Origin of the sequence: Brenneria roseae subsp. americana (assembly GCF_003115815.1) — a bacterium.
Lineage (GTDB): Bacteria > Pseudomonadota > Gammaproteobacteria > Enterobacterales > Enterobacteriaceae > Brenneria > Brenneria roseae.
This window is the reverse complement of sequence record NZ_QDKJ01000007.1, coordinates 1-21309: the sequence shown is the minus strand read 5'-3', so window position 1 is coordinate 21309 and position 21309 is coordinate 1. Positions and strand designations below refer to the sequence as shown.

The 21309-nt window shown below is 51.9% G+C and carries 20 protein-coding genes; 17 read left to right on the top strand and 3 right to left on the bottom strand.

Going from position 1 to position 21309, the window contains the following annotated elements; translation table 11 throughout:
- Positions 1–13: 13 nt before the first annotated feature.
- The 11 genes from argB to hemB all read left to right on the top strand — a co-directional run bounded on the left by argB (position 14) and on the right by hemB (position 10666).
- A complete protein-coding gene (gene argB, locus B4923_RS10295) occupies positions 14–790 on the top strand; it encodes an acetylglutamate kinase (RefSeq protein WP_211313947.1) in 777 nt (258 codons plus the stop codon).
- A 62-nt stretch (positions 791–852) separates the two neighbouring features.
- On the top strand, positions 853–2226 hold the full coding sequence (gene argH, locus B4923_RS10290; protein WP_109054277.1) for an argininosuccinate lyase: 1374 nt from the start codon (positions 853–855) through the stop codon (positions 2224–2226).
- A 190-nt stretch (positions 2227–2416) separates the two neighbouring features.
- Entirely contained in the window at positions 2417–3949 is a 1533-nt protein-coding gene (gene rmuC / locus B4923_RS10285; RefSeq protein ID WP_109054276.1) for a DNA recombination protein RmuC, read from the top strand.
- 155 nt (positions 3950–4104) lie between these two features.
- Positions 4105–4860 (top strand): bifunctional demethylmenaquinone methyltransferase/2-methoxy-6-polyprenyl-1,4-benzoquinol methylase UbiE, encoded by a 756-nt coding sequence (gene ubiE, locus B4923_RS10280; RefSeq protein WP_109054275.1) that lies wholly within the window; start codon positions 4105–4107, stop codon positions 4858–4860.
- Between the two features lie 12 nt (positions 4861–4872).
- Positions 4873–5481: a ubiquinone biosynthesis protein UbiJ gene (ubiJ, locus tag B4923_RS10275; RefSeq protein ID WP_109054274.1), complete on the top strand. Its 609-nt coding sequence runs from the start codon at positions 4873–4875 to the stop codon at positions 5479–5481.
- Positions 5478–7118: a ubiquinone biosynthesis regulatory protein kinase UbiB gene (ubiB, locus tag B4923_RS10270; protein ID WP_109054273.1), complete on the top strand. Its 1641-nt coding sequence runs from the start codon at positions 5478–5480 to the stop codon at positions 7116–7118. Before ubiJ ends, ubiB begins: the two co-directional genes overlap by 4 nt.
- Before the next feature lie 81 nt (positions 7119–7199).
- The gene (gene tatA, locus B4923_RS10265) at positions 7200–7460 is read left to right on the top strand and encodes a Sec-independent protein translocase subunit TatA (RefSeq protein ID WP_109054272.1); all 261 of its coding nucleotides are present in this window, start codon (positions 7200–7202) and stop codon (positions 7458–7460) included.
- A 3-nt stretch (positions 7461–7463) separates the two neighbouring features.
- Complete coding sequence (gene tatB, locus B4923_RS10260; protein ID WP_109054271.1) at positions 7464–7985, top strand: Sec-independent protein translocase protein TatB; 522 nt, start codon at positions 7464–7466, stop codon at positions 7983–7985.
- Positions 7986–7988: 3 nt separating this feature from the next.
- Positions 7989–8741, top strand: a complete 753-nt coding sequence (tatC, locus tag B4923_RS10255) for a Sec-independent protein translocase subunit TatC (protein ID WP_109054270.1) — start codon at positions 7989–7991, stop codon at positions 8739–8741.
- Positions 8742–8843: 102 nt separating this feature from the next.
- A complete protein-coding gene (gene tatD, locus B4923_RS10250; RefSeq protein WP_109054269.1) occupies positions 8844–9626 on the top strand; it encodes a 3'-5' ssDNA/RNA exonuclease TatD in 783 nt (260 codons plus the stop codon).
- Between the two features lie 17 nt (positions 9627–9643).
- The gene (hemB, locus tag B4923_RS10245; protein ID WP_109054268.1) at positions 9644–10666 is read left to right on the top strand and encodes a porphobilinogen synthase; all 1023 of its coding nucleotides are present in this window, start codon (positions 9644–9646) and stop codon (positions 10664–10666) included.
- Between the two features lie 40 nt (positions 10667–10706).
- Here the strand turns inward: hemB and rfaH are convergent, their stop codons facing one another.
- A complete protein-coding gene (gene rfaH / locus B4923_RS10240; RefSeq protein ID WP_109054267.1) occupies positions 10707–11195 on the bottom strand; it encodes a transcription/translation regulatory transformer protein RfaH in 489 nt (162 codons plus the stop codon).
- A gap of 170 nt (positions 11196–11365) precedes the next feature.
- Between rfaH and ubiD the strand changes: the two genes are divergently transcribed.
- Both ubiD and fre read left to right on the top strand, forming a co-directional pair.
- Positions 11366–12862, top strand: coding sequence for a 4-hydroxy-3-polyprenylbenzoate decarboxylase (ubiD, locus tag B4923_RS10235; RefSeq protein ID WP_109054266.1), 1497 nt, complete (start codon positions 11366–11368; stop codon positions 12860–12862).
- A 53-nt stretch (positions 12863–12915) separates the two neighbouring features.
- Positions 12916–13617 (top strand): NAD(P)H-flavin reductase, encoded by a 702-nt coding sequence (fre, locus tag B4923_RS10230; protein WP_109054265.1) that lies wholly within the window; start codon positions 12916–12918, stop codon positions 13615–13617.
- Positions 13618–13698: 81 nt separating this feature from the next.
- Here fre and fadA read toward each other — a convergent pair whose 3' ends face one another.
- Both fadA and fadB read right to left on the bottom strand, forming a co-directional pair.
- Positions 13699–14862, bottom strand: a complete 1164-nt coding sequence (gene fadA, locus B4923_RS10225) for an acetyl-CoA C-acyltransferase FadA (protein WP_109054472.1) — start codon at positions 14860–14862, stop codon at positions 13699–13701.
- A gap of 11 nt (positions 14863–14873) precedes the next feature.
- Positions 14874–17063: a fatty acid oxidation complex subunit alpha FadB gene (gene fadB, locus B4923_RS10220; RefSeq protein WP_109054264.1), complete on the bottom strand. Its 2190-nt coding sequence runs from the start codon at positions 17061–17063 to the stop codon at positions 14874–14876.
- Positions 17064–17264: 201 nt separating this feature from the next.
- Here fadB and pepQ point away from each other — a divergent pair, with 201 nt between their 5' ends.
- Genes pepQ through hemG form a run of 4 tightly spaced genes read left to right on the top strand, consistent with a single transcriptional unit; the run spans position 17265 to position 21261 of the window.
- Complete coding sequence (gene pepQ, locus B4923_RS10215; RefSeq protein WP_109054263.1) at positions 17265–18596, top strand: Xaa-Pro dipeptidase; 1332 nt, start codon at positions 17265–17267, stop codon at positions 18594–18596.
- Positions 18596–19210, top strand: a complete 615-nt coding sequence (locus tag B4923_RS10210; RefSeq protein ID WP_109054262.1) for an IMPACT family protein — start codon at positions 18596–18598, stop codon at positions 19208–19210. Before pepQ ends, B4923_RS10210 begins: the two co-directional genes overlap by 1 nt.
- A gap of 40 nt (positions 19211–19250) precedes the next feature.
- Positions 19251–20702 carry a Trk system potassium transporter TrkH gene (gene trkH, locus B4923_RS10205; RefSeq protein ID WP_109054261.1) on the top strand — a complete coding sequence of 484 codons (1452 nt, stop codon included), beginning with the start codon at positions 19251–19253 and terminating at the stop codon, positions 20700–20702.
- Positions 20703–20721: 19 nt separating this feature from the next.
- Positions 20722–21261, top strand: a complete 540-nt coding sequence (gene hemG / locus B4923_RS10200; RefSeq protein WP_109054260.1) for a menaquinone-dependent protoporphyrinogen IX dehydrogenase — start codon at positions 20722–20724, stop codon at positions 21259–21261.
- The last annotated feature ends 48 nt before the right edge of the window (positions 21262–21309 follow it).

Genomic DNA, 21309 nt, shown 5'->3' with positions numbered 1-21309 from the left:
GAGGCGCGAGAGCATAATGAACCCGTTAATTATCAAACTAGGCGGCGTGTTACTGGATAGCGAAGAGGCGCTGGAGCGTCTGTTTAACGCATTGGTCACCTATCGTCAGACGCACCAGCGTCCGTTGTTAATTGTGCATGGCGGTGGCTGTCTGGTTGACGACCTGATGAAGAAACTGTCGTTACCTGTGGTGAAGAAAAATGGCCTGCGCGTCACACCCGCCGATCAGATTGACATCATTACAGGGGCGCTGGCCGGTTCTGCAAATAAAACGCTCTTGTCCTGGGCGAAGAAACACGATATTAACGCTGTCGGCCTATGTCTGGCGGACGGCGGCAGCACCAGGGTCACGCAGCTGGATGAGGCGCTGGGCTTTGTGGGTAAAGCGGAAGCGGGTTCTCCGCTACTGTTGAATACGCTGCTGTCAGCGGGTTATTTGCCTGTCGTCAGCTCCATCGGGATTACCGAACAGGGCGATCTGATGAATGTGAATGCCGATCAGGCTGCCACCGCGCTGGCCGCAACGCTGGGTGCGGATTTAATCCTGCTGTCGGATGTCAGCGGTATTCTGGATGGAAAAGGCCAGCGTATTGCCGAGATGACAGCGCAAAAAGCCGAGCAGTTGATCGCGCAGGGTATCATCACCGATGGCATGATCGTGAAGGTCAACGCCGCGCTGGATGCCGCGCGTACGCTGGGGCGTCCGGTGGACATCGCCAGCTGGCGTCACGCTGATCAACTGCCTGCGTTGTTCAACGGCGTGGCGATCGGTACGCGTATTTTAGCGTAAGCAGCTTCTGGGTATGGCATGATGCGATACTCGTATTTATTTGAATTCTTGGAGTAATGGTTATGGCTTTGTGGGGCGGTCGGTTCAGTCAGGCAGCAGATCAACGGTTTAAACAGTTCAATGACTCACTGCGGTTTGATTACCGTCTGGCAGAGCAGGACATCATCGGCTCGGTTGGCTGGTCGAAAGCGTTAGTGACCGTCAATGTGCTCAGCGAGCAGGAGCAGCAGCAACTGGAACAGGCATTGAATGCGCTGCTGGTTGAAGTACAGGCTGACCCGGAAATGATCCTGCAAAGTGATGCGGAAGATATTCATAGTTGGGTTGAACAGCGTCTGATTGACAAAGTCGGCGATCTGGGCAAGAAGCTGCATACGGGGCGCAGCCGTAACGATCAGGTCGCAACGGATCTGAAACTGTGGTGTAAAGCGCAGATTGCCGAGCTGCTGCTGGCGGTGCGTCAGCTGCGTCAGGCGCTGGTGACCACCGCGCAAGCGAATCAGGATGCGGTGATGCCGGGTTATACCCACCTGCAACGGGCCCAGCCGGTGACGTTTGCTCACTGGTGTCTGGCCTACCATGAAATGCTGCTACGTGATGAAAGCCGTCTGGAAGATACGTTGAAGCGCCTGGACGTCAGTCCGTTAGGATGTGGCGCGTTGGCGGGCACTGCCTATCCGATTGATCGCGAACAACTGGCTGGCTGGCTGGGATTTGCCTGTGCGACGCGGAATAGTCTGGATACGGTATCCGACCGCGATCATGTGTTGGAACTCCTGTCTGACGCCTCAATCGGCATGGTGCATTTGTCCCGTTTCGCCGAAGACCTGATTTTCTTTAACAGCGGTGAAGCGGCGTTCGTTGAGCTTTCTGACCGTGTGACGTCCGGCTCATCGCTGATGCCACAGAAGAAAAATCCGGATGCGCTGGAGCTGATTCGCGGCAAATGTGGCCGTGTTCAGGGCGCGTTAACCGGCATGATGATGACGCTGAAAGGGTTGCCGCTGGCGTATAACAAGGACATGCAGGAAGACAAGGAAGGCCTGTTCGATTCGCTGGATACCTGGCATGACTGCCTGATGATGGCGGGTCTGGTTCTGGAGGGGATTCAGGTGAAACGGCCGCGCTGCCAGGAAGCGGCGGAGCAGGGTTACGCCAATGCGACGGAACTGGCTGACTATCTGGTCGCTAAAGGCGTGCCGTTCCGCGAAGCTCACCATATTGTCGGCGAGGCGGTGGTAGAAGCCATTCGTCAGGGCAAGGCGCTGGAAGCGCTATCGTTGGCTGACTTACAGAAGTTCAGTCCAGTTATCGCGGATGATGTCTATCCGATCCTGTCGCTGCAATCCTGTCTGGACAAACGCGCCGCACAGGGTGGTGTATCCCCGCAGCAGGTGGCGAAAGCCATTGGTGATGCGAAGCAACGTCTGAGCTGATTCGTACCCGTCATTCATACTTTCAGGCCGGTAAATGTACCGGCCTGAAATATTTCATCGATTGCCTTGAAGGCTGTTCGCATTTTTCACCGAATTTCTTGCCAAACGTTCCCGTAGCCCGAATTGTCTCTGGACATCCATACAGTATCATTTTACCTTGACGCACAGAGGTAGATGCTGCGGAGGCATTGTGGATATCAGTATATTTTATGGACTGGGCGGGGGATCTGTCGGCTTGCTGGTGGGCTGGCTGATTGCCAGCCTGACGCAACAACAGCGATTGTCCCGTCATGACACCGAACAACGCCTGCTGGAACAGACGCTGCAGCAAACGCAGACATTGCTGGAGGAGAGCCGGCAGGCTCAGCAACAGGACGAGCAACGGTTGCGGCAAAACGAGCTGGAACTACGCAACGTACACGCCCAACTGTCGGCCAGTCATGAAAAACTGCAACAGCTGGGGCAACTGCGTGACGAATGCGGCCAGTTAAATCAGGAACTGCGGACGCTGCGGGAGATTAACCGCGCACAGGAAGCCGAACTGCGGGAAGTCACCATCCGGCTGGAAGAAACCCGCATGGCCGCGGAGGAAAAACAGCGGTTGCTGGCGAACAGCGAACAACGCCTGACGACCCAGTTCGAGAATCTGGCTAACCGTATTTTTGAACACAGCGGTCGCAAAGTGGACGAACAAAACAAACAAAGTCTGGATCGTCTGCTGATGCCGCTGCGCGAACAGCTTGATGGGTTTCGTCGTCAGGTACAGGACAGTTTTGGTGCAGAAGCTCGTGAACGGCATACGCTGGCGCATGAAATCCGTAATCTGCAACAGCTGAATGCCCAGATGGCGCGCGAAGCCATCAATCTGACCAAAGCCCTGAAAGGAGACAATAAGACACAGGGTAACTGGGGCGAGGTGGTATTAAGCCGCGTACTGGAAGCTTCCGGCTTGCGTGAAGGCTATGAGTATCAGACTCAGGTCAGTGTACAGACCGGCACTAACAGCCGCATGCAACCTGATGTGATTGTACGTTTGCCTCAGGGGAAAGATGTGGTCATTGATGCCAAAATGTCGCTGGTGGCCTATGAACGCTACTTCAATAGTGAGGATGACGCCGATCGCCTGGCGGCACTGAATGAACATTTGCTTTCTGTTCGCGGTCATATCCGCATGCTGGGCAGTAAAGATTATCAGCAACTGCCGGGGCTACGTTCTCTGGACTATGTGCTGATGTTTATTCCCGTCGAACCGGCTTTTCTGGTCGCGATCGATCGGCAGCCAGAGTTGATCAGCGAGGCGCTAAAGCACAATATTATGTTGGTTAGCCCGACGACGTTGCTGGTCGCGTTGCGCACCATTAATAATCTGTGGCGCTATGAGCAGCAGAGTCGTCATGCACAGCAGATCGCTGAACGGGCGTCACGGCTGTACGATAAACTGCGTTTATTTGTGGATGACATGGAAACATTGGGGCAAAGCCTTGATAAAGCACAGGGCAGCTATCGTCAGTCAATGAATAAACTTTCCTCCGGGCGTGGTAATCTCATTGGTCAGGCGGAGGGGTTTCGTCATCTGGGCGTGGAAATCAAACGTTCAATCAGCCCTTCCCTGGCGGAGCAGGCAACGGCACATGAAAATGCGGTTCAGGATACGTTGGCTGCGGCGCCTGACGGTATGGATGCGGAGAATCTGCCTGCAAAAGCCGATATGAAAGAAAATTGAGTGGCTTGCAACCCCATTGGGCGTTGTACGGTACTTTTACGCTACGGTGAATCCTTAACCGATAGGCATTAGGCGGTGGGCTTTTTATACGGGTCTGTTACACTCTTCCCACTAATTAGGTAGACCCGATTTGACTGAAAGAGTAGGCGGATAAAATGGCTAATGAGCAGGAGAAAACAACCGACTTTGGTTTTCGTACTGTCGCCAAGGATGAAAAAGAAGTCATGGTGGCTGATGTTTTTCATTCTGTAGCAGCAAAATACGATTTGATGAATGACCTGATGTCCTTCGGTATTCATCGTATCTGGAAACGTTTTACTGTCGAGTGCAGCGGCGTGCGGCGTGGTCAGCGTGTCCTGGATGTTGCTGGCGGTACGGGCGATTTGACAGCAAAATTCTCCCGTATGGTGGGGGACGAAGGCGAAGTGGTGTTGGCCGATATTAATGCTTCGATGCTGAAAGTGGGGCGTGAGAAACTGCGCAACAAGGGCATCATCAATAATATCAGCTATGTGCAGGCAAACGCGGAAGAGTTGCCGTTCCCTGACAATTTCTTTGACTGTATTACCATCTCTTTTGGTTTACGTAACGTAACGGACAAAAACAAAGCGCTGCGTTCCATGTACCGTGTGCTGAAGCCGGGTGGACGCCTGTTGGTGCTGGAATTCTCCAAGCCGACGCTGAAGCCGTTAAGCAAGGTTTACGACATCTATTCATTCCATATCCTGCCGAGAATCGGTGAAATGGTGGCGAGCGATGCCGGTAGCTATCGTTATCTGGCGGAATCCATTCGTATGCATCCCGATCAGGAAACGCTGAAGGGAATGATGAGCGACGCCGGTTTTGACGATGTGAATTATTTCAATCTGACTGGCGGAATTGTGGCGCTGCACCGTGGTTTTAAATTCTGATTGGAAATGCCAATGCTGATAACGTCTGTCCTGACTGCCACGCTGGAAACAGCGCTGAATCAGCTGTTGTTTCGCGACCGCAGTATGAAAGCGCCCCGTCAGCGCCTACAGGGGAAAACGCTGCAAATCGAGTTGTCTGAACTGGACGCGCCTTTGGTTCTGGTTTTCAGTGAGCAGCGGCTCGATGTGATAAGCCAATGGGAGGAGCCGGCAGACTGCCAGCTCAAGACCCGTCTGTCCGTGCTGATGAAACTGCGCGATCGCCAGAACCTGTCAGCCCTGATGCGCAGCGGCGACCTGGTGATCGAGGGAGATATTCAGGTTGCTCAGCAATTTATTGTGCTGCTTGATTTAGCTGAGTTTGATCCTGCGGAATGGCTTGCACCCTATGTGGGGGACATTGTTGCTCAGGGCCTAAGCCAGACGGCGCAAAAAACGCTGAGTTTATTCAGCCGTACCTTGTGCAGACAGCAACATGTGTTATCAGAGACGATCACGGAAGAGTGGCGTTTAGCGCCGGGTAAACTTGAAAATGCCTGGCTTCATGATGAAATCACCGCCCTGGAGACATCAGCCGAACGATTGTCTGAACGGCTGGCGAAGTTGGAGACCTTACGATGATGCCTGGTGAGCTGATTCGCCTTTACAGCATCGTTCGCGTTTTGCTGAGCTACGGTCTGGATGAGCTGATTCCTAAAATGCGGCTGACGATACCGCTGCGTTTTGGCCGCCGCCTGTTGTTCTGGTTGCCAAACCGTCACCGCAATATGCCATTGGGAGAACGTTTGCGGTTGGCTCTACAGGAGCTGGGTCCGGTCTGGATCAAATTTGGTCAGATGATGTCGACGCGACGCGATCTGTTTCCACCCGCGATTGCCGACCAACTGGCTATGCTGCAAGACCGCGTTGAACCTTTTGATGGCCGGCTGGCGCGCCAGCAGATCGAGCTGTCGATGGGAGGCGTTCCGTTGGAAAGTTGGTTCGATGATTTTGACATCAAACCGCTGGCGTCCGCTTCGATAGCACAGGTACATACCGCCCGTCTGAAAAGTACGGGGAAAGAAATTGTTATTAAGGTTATCCGGCCCGATATTTTACCCGTCATCAGGGCCGATATGCGCTTGATGAAACGATTGGCTGGCTGGTTGCCGAGACTGTTGCCCGATGGACGGCGCCTTCGTCCGCGGGAAGTGGTGCAGGAATATGAAAAAACCTTGCTTGATGAGCTTAATTTGTTGCGTGAAGCGGCGAATGCGATTCAGTTGAGACGAAATTTTGAAGAAAGCCCGATGCTGTACATCCCGGAAGTGTATCCGGATTACTGTAGCGAAAGCATGCTGGTCATGGAGCGTATTTACGGTATTCCGGTTTCTGATATTGAGGCCCTGACAGCCAATGGCACCAATATGCAGCTTCTGGCGGAACGTGGCGTACAGGTCTTCTTCACTCAGGTGTTCCGTGACAGCTTTTTTCATGCGGACATGCACCCCGGCAATATCTTTATCAACCACGAGCATCCTGAAGATCCGCAGTATATCGGGATCGATTGCGGTATTGTTGGTTCGCTGAACAAAGAAGACAAACGCTATCTGGCAGAGAACTTTATCGCCTTCTTTAACCGGGATTATCGTAAAGTCGCCGAACTGCATGTGGATTCCGGCTGGGTACCTGCGGATACCAACGTTGAAGATTTTGAGTTTGCAATTCGTACTGTTTGTGAGCCCATTTTTGAAAAGCCATTAGCGGAAATTTCATTCGGTCATGTATTATTGAACCTCTTTAATACTGCCCGCCGTTTTAACATGGAAGTACAGCCGCAGTTGGTGCTGTTGCAGAAAACCTTGCTGTATATCGAAGGGATCGGACGGCAGCTCTATCCCCAGCTTGATCTTTGGAAGACGGCAAAACCGTTCCTGGAAACCTGGCTGAAAGAACAGGTCGGGTTACCGGCGGTGATCCGTGCCTTAAAAGAAAAAGCCCCGTTTTGGGCGGAGAAACTGCCAGAAATCCCGGAATTATTTTATGACGGTTTACGGCAGCACAAGATGTTGAAACAGAGTGTAGACAAGCTTGCCAATGAATTGCGAACTCAGCATGTTCGTCAAGGACAGTCCCGTTATCTGTTGGGTATTGGCGCAACGCTACTGATCAGTGGTACGGTGTTACTGGTGAGCCATGTTGAAGCCGATATCGTCCCTTCGGGATTGATGGCGGCGGGAATTGTCGCCTGGATTATTGGCTGGCGTCGAACTCGTTGAAGCAGATCATGATGCTAGCAGGATTACCTTACTATAATGATGGTAATTTTATGATCCCTTTTTTTGAAAGAGGTAAACGATATGGGTGGCATTAGTATTTGGAACTTGTTGATTATTGCGGTAATCGTCGTATTGCTGTTTGGTACCAACAAGCTGAGAACGTTGGGTTCAGATCTGGGTGCATCCATCAAAGGTTTTAAAAAAGCCATGGGTGATGAGCAGCCGTCTGCCAATACGGATAAGACGGAACAGGATGCGGATTTTGCGACCAAGTCGATCGCAGAAAAACAGTCTGAAACGAAGCAGGACGACGCAAAGAGCCAGCACAAAGAGCAGGTATAATCTGTGTTTGATATCGGGTTTGGTGAACTGTTGCTGGTCATGGTGATAGGCCTGGTTGTTCTTGGGCCTGAACGTTTGCCCGTAGCGGTAAGAACGGTGGCTAACTGGATTAGAACACTGCGTTCGCTGGCGTCTACGGTTCAGAACGAGTTGTCGCAGGAATTGAAATTGCAGGAGTTGCAGGAAAGCCTGAAGAAGGTGGAAAAAGCCAGCCTGCAAAATTTGTCGCCGGAACTGAAAGCGTCCATGGATGAACTCAAGGAAGCGGCTGAGGCAATGAAGCGCGGTTATGCAAAATCGCCGACCGATGAGGGGAATGCGGCACAGCCGTCAACAAGCCAGCCGCTGAACGATCCGGAAGCGATTCACGATGGTGTGATTGAGGTTGAAAACGCCCCCTCATCAACCTCAGAGAGCCAGGTTCCGGAAATCAACCCGGCTACGGCTGCGCCGATTGCAGAGAACACGCCAAAATCTGAACAGCCTCTTGCTGTTTCTCCCCACCAAACAAGTGATGATCGTTAGTTTATGGCTGCTGAAGATACTCAACCGCTGATTAGCCACCTGATCGAGCTGCGTAAACGGTTACTGAACAGTATTATTTGCATACTGGTGGTGTTCTTTTGTCTGGTGTATTTTGCCAATGACATTTATCAGATGGTTTCCGCTCCGCTGATTGCGCAACTCCCGGCGGGAGCCAGCATGATTGCCACCGATGTCGCCTCGCCGTTTTTCACGCCTATAAAGCTGACGATGATTGTATCGGTGTTTGTCTCCGCTCCGTTGGTGTTGTATCAGGTCTGGGCATTCGTTGCCCCGGCATTGTACAAACATGAACGCCGCCTGATGATACCTTTGCTGGTTTCCAGCAGTCTACTATTCTACGCAGGTATGGCATTTGCCTACTTTGTTGTGTTCCCTCTGGCGTTTGGCTTCTTTGCTAAAACCGCGCCTGAGGGGGTTCTGATTGCGACGGATATCAACAATTATCTCGATTTTGTCATGGCGCTCTTTATGGCCTTTGGCGTGTCGTTTGAAGTGCCCATCGCCATTGTGTTGCTATGCTGGAGCGGTGTGATTACCCCGGACGATCTGAAGAAGAAACGACCCTATATACTGGTCGGTGCTTTTATCGTTGGCATGGTGTTGACGCCGCCGGATGTATTTTCTCAGACGCTGTTGGCGATTCCCATGTACCTGCTGTTTGAAATCGGCGTATTTTTCTCCCGGTTTTATGTGGGAAAAGGGCGTCGTGCTGAAACTGAAGAGCCTTCGCCATAAGGTGGCTCTTCCTGTATTTGGGAAAGGAAATGACCTCTCTTTGAGAGGTTTTGTTTTTTGTTCGCCTTGGTAGCGGTGCTACCGTCGCGAGGTAAGTAGCCAATGTTTGATATCGGAGTCAATTTAACCAGTTCTCAGTTTGCGAAAGACCGGGAGCAGGTTGTCGCGCGCGCAAAACAGTCTGGCGTCAGCGGTATGCTGATTACAGGGACAAATATTGAGGAAAGCCGTCAGGCTCTGGCGCTGACAGAGCAATATCCAACATACTGCTGGTCGACGGCGGGCGTCCATCCCCATGATGCCAGCCGCTGGGATGAATCCGCCGCCGAGCAGGTTTATGGTATGGCGCAATCGGATTGTGTGGTTGCAATCGGTGAATGCGGGCTCGACTTCAACCGAAATTTCTCAACGCCTGCCGATCAGGAGTTCGCGTTCAGCGCTCAATTAGCATTGGCTGCCGAACTCTCCTTGCCCGTATTCCTGCATTGCCGTGACGCGCATTCTCGCTTTCTTGCCTTACTCAAGCCCTGGATCAGCAAACTCCCGGCCGCTGTCGTTCATTGTTTTACCGGCAATCGCGCCGAACTTGACGAATGCCTCGCTGCGGGATTAATGGTTGGCATTACCGGTTGGGTCTGCGATGAGCGTCGGGGCCTTGAGCTGCGTTCGCTGCTAAAACATATTCCAGCAGATCGGTTGTTATTGGAAACCGATGCACCCTATTTGTTACCCCGGGATTTAAATCCTAAGCCTGCATCTCGTCGTAACGAACCCTGTTTTTTGCCACATATCGTCCATCAGGTCGCAGGTTGGCGTGAAGAAGACGCCCTATGGCTGGGGCAGAAAACAGATGAAAATGCTCGCCGGGTTTTCCGGTTGGCTTGATTCAGGAGAATAATTATATGAGCAATGCTTTTCCCGGCACTTTCCCCGGACGCCGCATGCGTCGTCTCCGTCGTCATGATTTCAGCCGTCGTCTTGTTGCTGAGCATCACCTGACGGTCAATGATCTGATTTATCCGGTCTTTGTTATGGAAGGTTCGAACCAACGACAGGAAGTTCCCTCTATGCCGGGGGTTTTCAGAATGTCGATTGATGTGTTGCTACAGGAAGCGGAAGCGATCGCTAAATTGGGTATTCCTGTTTTATCGCTGTTTCCGGTTATTGAGGCGGATAAAAAATCGTTACATGCCGAAGAAGCCTATAACCATGATGGTCTGGTTCAGCGAGCCGTTCGCGCCCTGAAAGACGCCGTGCCGGAGTTGGGTTTGCTGACGGATGTGGCGCTCGATCCTTATACCACCCACGGGCAGGACGGCATCATTGATGGAGAAGGCTATGTGATTAACGATGTCACCAAGGAGATCCTGGTCAGACAGGCGTTATCACATGCAGAGGCAGGCGCTGAAATTGTCGCGCCCAGCGATATGATGGACGGACGGATTGGCGCAATCCGTGAGACGCTGGAAGCGCAGAACCTGATTAATACACAGATTATGGCGTATTCGGCCAAATATGCCTCCTGTTATTACGGCCCGTTTCGGGACGCCGTGGGTTCCGCGGGTAATCTGAAAGGCGGCAATAAGAAAACCTATCAAATGGACCCCGCCAACAGTGATGAGGCCTTGCAGGAAATCGCACAGGATCTTCAGGAAGGGGCGGATATGGTGATGGTCAAGCCCGGTATGCCTTATCTGGATGTGGTGCGTCGCGTGAAGGAGTCGTTCGGCGTGCCGACGTTTGCCTATCAGGTTTCTGGTGAATATGCGATGCATATGGCGGCCATTCAAAATGGCTGGCTACAGGAGCAGCCGGTCGTCATGGAATCGTTGCTGTGTTTTAAACGCGCGGGGGCGGATGGGGTACTGACCTACTTTGCCAAGCGTGTCGCACAGTGGCTGCACGATCAGCATTTACAGCGCTGATAGGGCGATGACAGAGCGGCGTACTGCCGCTCTGCTGAGATTACATTTTCTGGAATTGCCGATTATCAATACTTTGCCGAACCTGCTTATTCAACAGATTCAACAACAGCATAGAACGGGCCTCGCCATCTGGTTCAGTATAGATCGCGTGCAGACCGCTAAAAATCCCATCGGTAATCAGCACTTCATCGCCCGGCTGTGGGGTATGAGGATCGGTAATCCCCTGCATTGGATATAATGACAGATCGTCTATCACCTGCTGGGGAATGATGGCCGGCACATTACCAAATCGCACGAAATTGCTTACGCCACGTGTGGCGCTGATTGTGGTGGTGTGGATTCGCTCGGGATCGAACGCGATAAACAGATAGTTCGGAAAGAGCGGTTCGCAAACCTCGGTACGTTTACCACGCACCATTTTATCCAGTGTGATCATGGGACTCATGCAGGCGACATCCTGACGTTCAAGATGCTCTTTCGCCCGTAGCAGTTGACCACGTTTACAATACAGTAAGTACCAGGCTTCCATGATTTTGCAGACTTATGATTATGACGGGCAAGCATAGCAAAAGCAGGCCCGTAATAAAAATCGTCGTGAGCGATTTTAAACATCGTTTGCGACGGTCATAAATAGCCGCACTAAGCAGCGACAGGCTGGAGAAGAGACTTTATAATGATCAGCCTCAACAGACTGCCCCGATGATCAGCATGAAATACCGTGACTTACGCGAATTCCTCTCGCTGCTGGAAGAGAGGGGTGAATTGAAACGCATTAGCCAGCCCATTGATCCCTATCTTGAAATGACGGAAATCGCCGATCGTACCCTGAGAGCGGAGGGCCCGGCATTGTTGTTTGAAAACCCGAAGGGCTATGCCATGCCTGTGCTGTGCAATTTATTTGGCACGCCGAAGCGGGTCGCGCTCGGGATGGGGCAGGAAGATGTCAGCGCCCTGCGTGACGTCGGGAAACTGCTGGCATTTTTGAAAGAGCCTGAGCCGCCAAAAGGGTTTCGCGATCTGGTGGATAACATGCCGAAATTCCGTCAGGTGTTGAATATGCCCACTAAGCGGTTATCGTCCGCGCCGTGTCAGGAACAGGTTTGGCAAGGTGATGACGTTGACTTGAGCCGGATACCCATCATGCAATGCTGGCCGGAAGACGTGGCGCCGCTCATTACCTGGGGACTGACCGTGACTCGCGGGCCTCATAAAGAGCGGCAGAATCTGGGCATTTACCGGCAGCAGGTGTTGGGGAAAAACAAGCTGATTATGCGCTGGTTATCGCATCGCGGCGGCGCACTGGATTTTCAGGAATGGTGTCAGGCAAATCCAGGGCAGCGTTTTCCTGTTTCCGTCGCGTTGGGCGCCGATCCGGCGACCATCCTGGGAGCCGTTACCCCGGTACCGGATACCTTATCTGAATATGCTTTTGCCGGTTTACTGCGTGGCCATAAAACCGAAGTCGTGCAATGCCTGTCTAACGATCTGGAAGTGCCTGCCAGTGCGGAAATCGTTTTGGAAGGCTATATTGAAGCGGGAGAAATGGCGCCGGAAGGGCCGTACGGCGATCATACCGGTTATTACAATGAGGTCGACAATTTCCCCGTGTTTACGGTAACGCATATTACCCAGCGGCATGATGCAATTTATCACTCCACCTATACGGGGCGTCCGCCGGATGAACCGGCAGTATTGGGTGTGGCGCTAAACGAAGTATTCGTCCCCATTCTGCAAAAGCAGTTTCCTGAAATCGTCGATTTTTATTTGCCTCCGGAGGGTTGCTCTTATCGTCTGGCGGTCGTTACCATGAAGAAGCAGTACGCCGGACATGCGAAACGCGTCATGATGGGCGTTTGGTCTTTTTTGCGGCAGTTTATGTACACGAAGTTTGTTATTGTCTGTGACGATGACATTAATGCCCGCGACTGGAAAGATGTAATCTGGGCGATCACAACGCGCATGGATCCGGCACGCGATACGGTATTAGTGGAAAATACACCGATAGACTACCTGGATTTTGCCTCACCCGTTTCCGGTTTAGGTTCCAAAATGGGACTGGACGCCACCAATAAATGGCCGGGCGAAACGCAGCGTGAGTGGGGACATCCGATCAAGAAAGACCCACAGGTATGCGCCCGCGTTGATGCCATATGGGATGAGCTTGCTATTTTTAGTGACAGAGAACCCCGGCGCTAAGTGGCTGTTGCTCTGTTCTCAGTTTTGCTTTTATGACCCTACAGAGGGAATGCATGACAACATTGAGCTGTAAAGTGACTTCGGTAGAAGCCATAACCGATACGGTTTATCGTGTTCGCTTGTTACCTGAGGCACCTTTTTCTTTCCGTGCAGGTCAGTATCTGATGGTTGTGATGGGCGATCGTGACAAGCGTCCTTTCTCGTTGGCATCTACGCCGATGGAACAGAATTTCATTGAGCTACACATTGGTGCGTCTGAGCTTAATCTTTACGCGATGGCGGTGATGGAGCGTATTCTTAAAGAGAAAGCGCTGACGGTGGATATTCCGCATGGTGAAGCCTGGCTGCGGGAAGACAGTCAGCGACCGTTAGTGCTGATTGCCGGCGGAACCGGTTTTTCATATGCCCGCTCTATTCTGCTTACGGCATTGGCGCAGCAACCTGAACGCGATGTTTCAATTTACTGGGGAGGGAGAGAGAGTAAGCACCTCTATGACCTTGCCGAGCTGGAAAAACTGACGGCACAGCATCCTAACCTGCGGGTGATCCCCGTTGTTGAGCAGCCTGAAGATGGCTGGAATGGCCGAACCGGTACGGTGTTAAGCGCGGTATTGCAGGACTACGGTTCATTAGCCGATCAGGATATTTATATTGCCGGCCGCTTTGAAATGGCGAAAATTGCGCGGGAACGTTTCTGCAATGAACGCGGTGCGCTGGCCGCACACATGTTCAGCGATGCGTTTTCGTTTATTTAAAAATATCACCCTGATCTGCAAGCATAAAAATCCCGCCTGTCATCAGCGGGATTTTTTATAAGGTATGTATTGCCGGCTGGCTCAAGCGCGTTCAAAAATCGTAGCAATACCCTGTCCCAATCCAATGCACATCGTTGCCACACCGAACTGAATATCGCGACGTTCCATGAGGTTGATAAGCGTGGTCGATATTCGGACTCCTGAGCAGCCCAGCGGGTGACCGAGCGCAATAGCGCCACCGTTGAGGTTGACCTTCTCGTCCAACTGTTCCAGTAGCCCCAGATCTTTAATACAGGGCAAGGTTTGCGCGGCGAAAGCCTCATTCAGCTCAAAAAGTCCAATATCTGACAAACTCAGTCCGGCTCGTTTCAGTGCCAGCCTGGTTGCGGGTACCGGGCCGTATCCCATAACGGAAGGATCGCAGCCGACGACGGCCATTGCCCGGATTCGTGCTCGAACCGTTAACCCCAATGACGCCGCATGTGATTCGCTCATGATTAACATGGCTGAAGCGCCATCGGACAAGGCGGACGAACTGCCGGCCGTTACCGTACCGTTGACGGGATCAAACGCGGGTTTTAACGCGGCCAGACCGGCAACGCTGGTTTCCGGCCGAATGACTTCGTCATAATCAAAGCGCTGTAAAACACCATCGGCATCATGTCCGGAGGTTGGCACGATTTCATGGTGAAAAGCCCCCGATTTTGTTGCACGGTCAGCTCTCTGATGGGAACGTGCGGCAAACTGATCCTGCATTTCCCGGCTGATACTGTGCATGCGAGCCAGCATTTCGGCGGTCAGGCCCATCATACCCGCCGCTTTGGCGGTGGTTCGGCCAAGTCCGGGATGGAAATCCACGCCATGATTCATGGGAACGTGTCCCATATGCTCAACACCGCCAACCAGGCAGACATGGGCATCGCCGACCATAATGGCGCGAGCCGCGTCATGCAATGCCTGCATGGATGAACCACATAGCCGGTTCACGGTCGTGGCAGGAACGGTCGCCGGAATTTCTGCCAGCAATGCAGCATTGCGGGCAACATTGAAGCCTTGTTCCAGTGTTTGTTGTACGCATCCCCAGTAAATATCATCAATGCTGGCGGCCTCCAGCGCCGGATTCCGGCCAAGCAGGCTGCGCATCAGATGGGCAGATAAGTCTTCAGCCCGTACCTGACGGAACGCGCCGCCCTTGGATCGTCCCATGGGGGTGCGCACGGCATCAACAATGACTACATTTTCCATATTTTTTGCCCTCATGCCGGTTGCCCCTGGGAAACGTCCGCGTGTGGCGCGACCGATGGATAATAACTTTCATTGCCTTTGGCTTTTTGCTTCAGTCCGTCAGGAACCTGATAGAGTGGCCCAAGCGATGATAGTTGCTGCGCCATTTCCAGATAGCGGGCGCTGCCGAGTGTATCCAGATAGCGGCATGCTCCGCCATGGAACGGCGGGAAACCGAGCCCATATACCAATGCCATATCGGCTTCAGCCGGGCTATCGACAATGCCTTCCTCCAGACAGCGCGCCACTTCGTTAATCATGGGGATCATCATCCGGGCAATGATCTCTTCCGCGCTGAAATTTTTTCTTGGTTGGCTGACCGTGGACAGTAAATTCTCGACGTTTTCGTCCAGCGCTTTACGTTGTTTTCCGCTATTGTCGGTCTGATAGCGATAGAAACCCTGACCATTTTTCTGACCAAATCGCTGATTGTCGAACAGTACGTCGATAGCATCGCGATAGTCTTTTGCCATGCGCTGTGGGAACCCTTGCGACATCACGGCCTGTGCATGATGAGCGGTATCAATGCCAACCACATCCAGCAGGTAGGCTGGCCCCATCGGCCAACCGAATTGCTTCTCCATAACTTTGTCAATTTCACGGAAATCCGCGCCGTCGCGCATTAGCAAACTGAACGCGGCAAAGTAGGGAAACAGCACGCGGTTAACAAAGAAGCCAGGGCAGTCGTTGACGACAATGGGCGTTTTTCCCATTTTGCTGGCGTAAGCCACCACGCGGGCAATGGTTTTTTCATCTGTTTGCGGGCCACGAATAATTTCTACCAGCGGCATACGGTGAACAGGGTTAAAGAAGTGCATACCGCAAAAGTTCTGTGGCCGTTTTAATGACGTAGCCAGCTGTGCAATGGGGATGGTTGATGTGTTGGAAGCCAGTACGGTATGCGGATTGACGTGAGATTCGGTTTCGGCCAGCACGCTGGCTTTCACTTTCGGGTTTTCAACAACGGCTTCAACCACCATGTCCATGCGATCAAAACCGGCATAATCCAGCGTTGGGTGAATATTAGCGAGTATCCGCGCCATTTTCACGCCATCCAGCTTGCCGCGTTCCAGCTGTTTATTCAGCAGCTTCGCGGCTTCGTTCATGCCGAGAGCGAGCGGCTTCTCATCGATATCTTTCATGCGAATCGGGACGTCTTTATACGCCGATTGATAGGCAATCCCTCCGCCCATAATCCCCGCTCCCAATACGGCAGCCTGCTTCGGGGGCGATAGATCGCCGACGAGCTTTTTCGCTTTACCTTTTACATACTGATCGTTAAGGAAAATACCAACCAGCGCGCGGGCAGCATCTGAACGAGCCAACGGGACAAAGTTTTGCGTTTCAAGCTGTAACGCGGCATCGCGCGTCATGGATGCTGCGGCTTCAATGGTTTTCACCGCCGTCATGGGCGCAGGGTAATGCTTACCTGCGGTTTGCAGCACCACGGCTTTCGCCGTGGCAAAAACCATGCTTGCTTCAATCTTGCTCAGCGTTAATGCTTCAAGTTTGGGGCGTCGATAGGCTTGCCAGTCGAGATCGCCCTTGATAGCCTGCTGCAATATTTTCAGGGCGGCGGAGTGAAGTTTTTCCTCTGCGACGACAGCCTGTACCAAACCTATCTTCAATGCCTCGTCTGCGCCGATATCTTTGCCTGCGGCAATAATTTCCAATGCACTGTCGGCTCCCAACAGGCGTGGCAACCGAACGGTTCCACCAAAACCCGGCATAATGCCCAGCTTGGTCTCAGGCAAACCTATGCGTAGACCGGTGGCCGCGATGCGAAAATCGGTAGCCAGTACACATTCACAGCCACCGCCAAGAGCATAACCATTAATGGCGGACAGCGTGGGCACCGGTAAATCCTCCAGGCGATTGAAAATACTGTTCGCAAAGGTTAGCCACTCATGAAGTTTGTCGGCCGGGGCGGCAAACAAAGAGAGAAACTCTGTAATGTCTGCACCGACAATAAACGCAGGCTTGTCCGAGCGTAATAACAACCCTTTCAGTGATTTTTGTTCCGCCAGAACGTCGAGCGCTTTACCCAGGCTGGCAACCGTGCGGGTATCTAACTTATTGACGGGACCTGAGGCAGCAAATACCAACTCAGCGATGCCATCTTCAAACCAGCGAAGGTAGAGGTTTTCACCTTGATAAAGCATGTTGATCTCCGGATTCAGTGTAAACGATCTGGTACGACCAGATGATCGAATTGTGGTTATAATGTTAATTATTTGCAAATGAAAGATTAATTTTTTGTCGGTAGGATCACAAAGCACCGGACACTGCCGTTGAGTCATGGCTGTGTTAAAATGGAAAATTGTGTTGTGATGAAAATCGTGTTGTGACGAACGGGGATACCCATGGAAAAGCTGGCTTCTTTATATCACCACCATCTGGCTACTTTGCAGCAGCGTACGCAGGCCGTTCTGGAACGTCATCAGCTTGATGCGTTGTTAATTCACTCTGGCGAGCTCTTGACTGTATTTCTGGACGATCACGACTATCCTTTTAAGGTCAATCCGCAGTTTAAAGCTTGGGTTCCGGTCACACAGGTACCCCATTGCTGGCTATGGGTGGACGGTGTTAATCCGCCAAAACTGTGGTTCTATTCGCCGGTCGACTACTGGCATAACGTCGCACCCGTACCAGACAGTTTCTGGACGAACGACGTAGACATCTCGGTTTTGCGTCACGCCGATGAGATCGGAAAGCAGCTTCCGGCTTCGCGTCAACGTGTGGCCTATATTGGCTATACCCCACAGCGTGCGGTGGATCTGGGCATCCGGGCGGAAAATATCAACCCTCAAGGCGTGCTGGATTATCTGCATTATCACCGTGCTTATAAAACGGACTATGAACTGGCCTGCATGAAGGAGGCTCAGAAAACTGCGGTTGTGGGACATCGCGCCGCGCATGAGGCTTTTCTGTCCGGCATGAGTGAGTTTGATATCAATCTGGCCTACCTGACGGCGACGGGTCATCGTGATACCGATGTGCCTTACAGCAATATTATCGCGCTGAATGAGCATGCCGCGGTGCTGCATTACACCCAGTTGGAACAGCAGGTTCCGTCAGAAGTTCGCAGTTTTCTGATTGATGCGGGGACTGAATATAATGGTTATGCGGCTGATTTGACCCGTACGTATTCTTCCCTGAGCGATAATGCGTTTGCCGCGTTGATGAAAGATCTGAATCAGGAACAGCTGGGTTTGATCGATACCGTTCAGGCTGGCGTCCGCTATACCGATTATCATCTGCAAATGCACCAACGTATTGCGAATTTGCTGAAATCACATCAGTTGATTCAGGGAATCAGTGAAGAAGCGATAGTGGAAAACGGACTGACGACGCCCTTCTTTCCACATGGATTAGGGCATCCTTTAGGGTTACAGGTCCATGACGTAGCCGGCTTTATGCAGGATGACTACGGCACTCACTTAGCGGCCCCTTCTCAGCATCCCTATCTGCGTTGCACCCGGATTCTTGAACCTGGCATGGTATTGACCATCGAACCCGGTATTTATTTCATTGAATCGTTGCTTGAGCCCTGGCGTGCCGGTGCATTCAGCCAGCATTTCGACTGGCGGAAGATTGATGCATTAAAACCGTTTGGCGGTATCCGCATTGAAGATAATATCGTCATTCATGAAAAGCGGGTTGAAAACATGACTCGCGATCAGAACCTGGCCTGATGCAGAGCTATAAGGTCCCCATTGAGCCTGTGAGTTTCAGTGAGGAAATCAAGAAGAGCCGTTTTATTACCATGCTGGCGCCTACGCAGGGAGGTGATGCTGCAAAAGGCTTTGTTCAACAGGTAAGAGAATGGCATCCTGCCGCAGGCCATCACTGCTGGGCGTTTGTGGCAGGCGCGCCGGATGATTCTCAGCAGCTTGGTTTTTCTGATGACGGCGAACCTTCAGGAACAGCAGGCAAGCCGATGCTGGCGCAGCTGATGGGAAGCGGTATTGGAGAAATTACCGCTGTCGTCGTTCGTTACTACGGTGGGATACAGTTGGGTACTGGCGGGTTAGTGAAGGCCTACGGCGGCGGTGTTCAACAGGCTTTGAAGCTGGTGCCGCTGCAAGAGAAAATATTACAGAAAGAATACGGTTTACGCTGTGACTATGCATTGCTGGCTCAGATTGAAACGCTGATATATCAGCTCGGTGGGCAAATCCTGCATAGTGAATATGGTGCGGAAGTGACACTGCGTTTGTCTATTCCTGTCCGAAGGGTAGAGGAAGCGACGGTGAGATTGCGCGATCTGAGCCGTGGTGCGTTGCATTTATTGCCAATTTCACAGTAATCCCAGCGCTGTTTTATGAATCACTAAGGAATTTTCTGCAATGCATTTGCGTGCCATAACCCGAATTGTGGGCCTGCTGGTTATCCTTTTTTCCGGGACAATGTTTATCCCCGGATTAGTGGCCTTAATTTATCGTGATGGCGCCGGCCGGGCTTTCACCCAGACATTTCTTGCCGCACTGGCTATCGGGGTAATACTTTGGCTGCCTAACCGGAAGCAACGGCATGAGCTGAAATCCCGTGAGGGATTCCTGATTGTTGTCCTGTTTTGGACCGTGCTCGGCAGCGTCGGGGCTCTGCCTTTTCTATTTGCAGAACATCCTAACCTTGGCGTAACGGATGCTTTTTTCGAGTCTTTTTCCGGCCTGACGACGACAGGGGCGACCACACTGGTGGGGCTGGATTCACTGCCCAAGGCAATCCTCTTCTATCGGCAGATGTTGCAATGGTTCGGCGGTATGGGGATTATCGTTCTGGCGGTCGCCATTTTGCCTATTTTGGGCGTTGGTGGTATGCAGCTTTATCGCGCAGAAATGCCGGGCCCGTTGAAAGATAACAAAATGCGTCCGAGGATTGCCGATACCGCAAAAACACTATGGCTAATCTATTTGTTACTCACCATTGCCTGTGCCACATCACTGTGGCTGGCTGGCATGCCGATTTTTGACGCGATTGGCCACAGTTTTTCAACGGTGTCGGTAGGCGGTTTTTCTACCCATGACACGAGTATCGGCTATTTTAATAGCCCAACGATTAATACCATTATTGCCGTCTTCTTGTTGATCTCCGGCTGTAACTTCGGTCTGCACTTTGCGGTATTGAGTGGACGCAGTCTTCGTGTTTATTGGCGAGATCCTGAATTCCGCATGTTCATTTTTGTCCAGATGTCCTTGGTTGCGGTATGTACCGTTGTACTGTGGTTTCACAATGTTTATGCCAGCAGTATGCAAACGCTGAATCAGGCGTTTTTTCAGGTTGTTTCCATGGCGACGACGGCAGGTTTCATGACAGATAGCATTGCTTCATGGCCCCTGTTTTTACCCGTACTTCTGCTATGCTCCGCTTTTATTGGTGGCTGCGCGGGATCTACCGGCGGGGGATTGAAAGTTATTCGTATTCTGCTGCTTTTCCTGCAGGGTTCGCGTGAGTTGAAGCGATTGGTGCACCCTAATGCGGTTTACACGATAAAATTGGGCCATCGAGCCTTGCCCGAAAGGATACTGGAAGCCGTATGGGGATTTTTCTCCGCCTATGCGCTGGTTTTCATCGTCAGTATGTTGGCCGTCATCGCTACCGGTGTTGATGATTTCTCTGCGTTTGCGGCTGTCTCGGCGACGTTGAATAATCTGGGGCCGGGTCTGGGCGCGGTGGCCGATAACTTCACCTCCATGAATGATGCTGCGAAGTGGATTTTGATCCTGACAATGCTGTTCGGACGTTTGGAAGTGTTTACTCTTTTAGTCTTGTTTACGCCAACATTCTGGCGTGAATAAAGCGGCAAGGAATAGGGTGATGAAAGCGTTAATTTTGTTCTCGAGTAAGGATGGGCAAACAAGAGCAATAGCCTCTTATATTGCCAATGCCTTAAAGGGGGCGTTGGAGTGTGATGTCATTAGTTTACTCAGTGCGCATAATATTGATTTGACTAAATATGATTGTATTCTGATCGGCGCTTCTGTTCGGTATGGTCGGTTTAATCCCGTGGTTAATCGGTTCATTCGTCAGAATCTTGCATCCTTACAACATATGCCCAGCGCTTTTTTTTCTGTCAATCTAACTGCCCGTAAACCGGAGAAGCGTTCAATTCAGACGAACGCTTATACGCGTAAATTCCTGTTGAACTCGCCCTGGCAGCCGGACCTGTGCGGCGTTTTTGCTGGTGCGCTGCGTTACCCGCGTTATCGCTGGTTCGATCGTGTAATGATTCAACTCATTATGAGGATGACGGGGGGAGAAACTGACAGTAGTAAAGAAATCGAATACACGGATTGGCAGCAGGTAACGCGATTCACACAGGAATTCGCGCAGTTAGCGGCCAAAAAAGTCCCATAACGCTGCCTTTCCCGGCGAACTGTTGAAAAAAAACGCACTCAATCGCTT